The sequence below is a fragment of the Rhizobacter sp. genome (genome assembly GCF_031412075.1).
In the GTDB taxonomy this organism is placed as follows: Bacteria; Pseudomonadota; Gammaproteobacteria; order Burkholderiales; family Burkholderiaceae_C; genus Rhizobacter.
On record NZ_JANOCG010000120.1, the window covers coordinates 1 to 2,175 of the forward strand.

Below are 2,175 nucleotides of genomic sequence, written 5' to 3' on the forward strand. Positions count from 1 at the left end.
AAGACTGGTTGCGACTCTCCGTTGCAACGGCAGCTGATGCGAACAGGCGTGCTCACTCCCCAACTCGATGACTTTCGAAACTCTCGGCCTGGCCGAGCCCCTGCTGCGTGCCATTGCCGACGCGGGCTACACCACCCCCACTCCCGTCCAGGCCCAGGCGATTCCCGCCATCCTCAAGGGCGGCGACCTGATGGCCGGCGCCCAGACCGGCACCGGCAAGACAGCCGGCTTCACCCTGCCCCTGCTGCACCTGCTGCACACGGGCCAGAAGACCCTCAACAAGCGCGGCAAGATCGCCATCCGCGCCCTGGTGCTGACGCCCACCCGCGAGCTGGCCGCCCAGGTCGAGGAAAGCGTGCAGACCTACGGCAAGCACCTGCCGCTCAAGAGCATGGTCATGTTCGGTGGCGTCGGCATGCAGCCGCAGATCAACAAGCTGCGCGACGGCGTCGACATCCTGGTCGCCACGCCCGGCCGCCTGCTCGACCACGCTCAGCAAGGCACGCTGGACCTGTCGCAAGTGCAGATCCTCGTGCTCGACGAAGCCGACCGCATGCTCGACATGGGCTTCGTGCACGACATCAAGAAGGTGCTGGCCATGCTGCCGGCCAAGAAGCAGTCGCTGCTGTTCAGCGCCACCTTCAGCGACGACATCAAGAACCTCGCCGACCGCCTGCTCAACCAGCCCGCGCTGATCGAAGTCGCCCGCCGCAACCAGACCAACGACGCGATTGCGCAGAAGGTCCACCCGGTCGGCCGCGAGCGCAAGAAGGAACTGCTGGCCCACCTCATCAAGGGTGGCAAGGACGGCGCGCCCTGGCAGCAGGTGCTGATCTTCACGCGCATGAAGCATGGCGCCAACCGCCTGACCGACTACCTGAATGACCAGGGCATCACCGCCATGGCCATTCACGGCAACAAGAGCCAGGGTGCGCGCACCAAGGCGCTGGCCGACTTCAAGGCCGGCGAGCTGACCTGCCTGGTGGCCACCGACATCGCCGCCCGCGGCATCGACATCGACCAGCTGCCCCACGTCGTCAACTTCGAGCTGCCCAACGTGGCCGAGGACTACGTGCACCGCATCGGCCGCACCGGCCGCGCGGGCGCACTGGGCGAGGCCGTCAGCCTTGTCTGCGTGGACGAGAACGGCTTCCTCAAGGAAATCGAGCGCCTCATCAAGCGCGAGATCCCCCGCGAGATCGTCCCTGGCTTCGCGCCCGACCCCAACGAGCGGGCTGAGCCCATCGTGCTGGGCCGCACCGTGCTCAACCCCAACGGCAGCCGGGGCCGCAACCCCAACCCGCCGGCGGGTGCGAATGGCCGCGGTGGCCGCCCTGGTGGCGGTGGCGGTGGCGGTGGCCGTGGCGGCGACAGCCGCGGCGGTTCGCGTGACGGTGGCCGTCCCAGTGCTGGCGGTGGCGGTGGCCGTGGCGGCAAGCCTGCCGGCCACACCGGCGTGGGTGGCGCCAAGACAGCGGCCAAGCCGCACACCGAGCACGCACCGCGCGCCGCCGGCGCTCAGCCGGCACGTGGCAATGCCGGTGGCGCCCCGCGCCACACCAACGGCCCGCGCCTGACGCAGCCCAAGCGTTAACAACACGCGCCACAAGGCGGCCCGCTCTCTTCGGAGGCGGGCCGTTTTTCTTGGCTGATCTAATTCCACCCATGGCCCGCCCCCCGCTCGACAACTCGCTCAAGTTCAACCTGCCCGATGGCACGGTCGTGTCCGCCGATGACTTGCTCCGCAAGATCAAGGAGATCAAGGCGGCCCAGCGCGTCCCGCAACCCGCAGCAGCCGGCGCCCTGCCGGAGGCCGACCTGCAGACCCTGCTCGACGCCCTGCTGCTGCTGGGCGGCACCGCCAGCATCAATGCCGTCCTGCAGTGGCTGTCGCTGACCGGCCGCGAGCGCGCCAACGGCGAGCCCTTCGAGCACTACGCCACCCGCGACGGCCTGCTGGCGCTGGTCGCCCAGGGCCGTGCCGAGGCCGTGATGGGCAAGGGCACGCGCGTCGCGCTGCGCGACCACGCCGACCGCCTGCAGACACTGCTGGCCGCGCCCGGTGCCGAGCGCTACTGGCGCCAGAGGCTGTGGATGCTCGGCTCGCAGCGCGGCGATTGGCAGGACCCGATCGGCTGGGTCAACTTCCGTGGCGACGAGGACATGCGCGCCGTG

2 protein-coding genes are annotated in these 2,175 nt (G+C 69.6%); both read left to right on the plus strand.

The features are described 5' to 3' along the window. Window positions 1–67 precede the first annotated feature (67 nt). Window positions 68–1,594, plus strand: coding sequence for a DEAD/DEAH box helicase (locus RMO40_RS04315; protein WP_309716798.1), 1,527 nt, complete (start codon window positions 68–70; stop codon window positions 1,592–1,594). A 71-nt stretch (window positions 1,595–1,665) separates the two neighbouring features. Next, window positions 1,666–2,175, plus strand: a 510-nt coding sequence (locus RMO40_RS04320; RefSeq protein ID WP_309716801.1) for a hypothetical protein, incomplete at its 3' end; no start/stop codon positions are given.

What these genes read in the sequence shown, in the direction of transcription:
- RMO40_RS04315 (WP_309716798.1), top strand. Translation starts at nt 68, where the DNA reads ATGACTTTCGAAACTCTCGGCCTGGCCGAGCCCCTGCTGCGTGCCATT.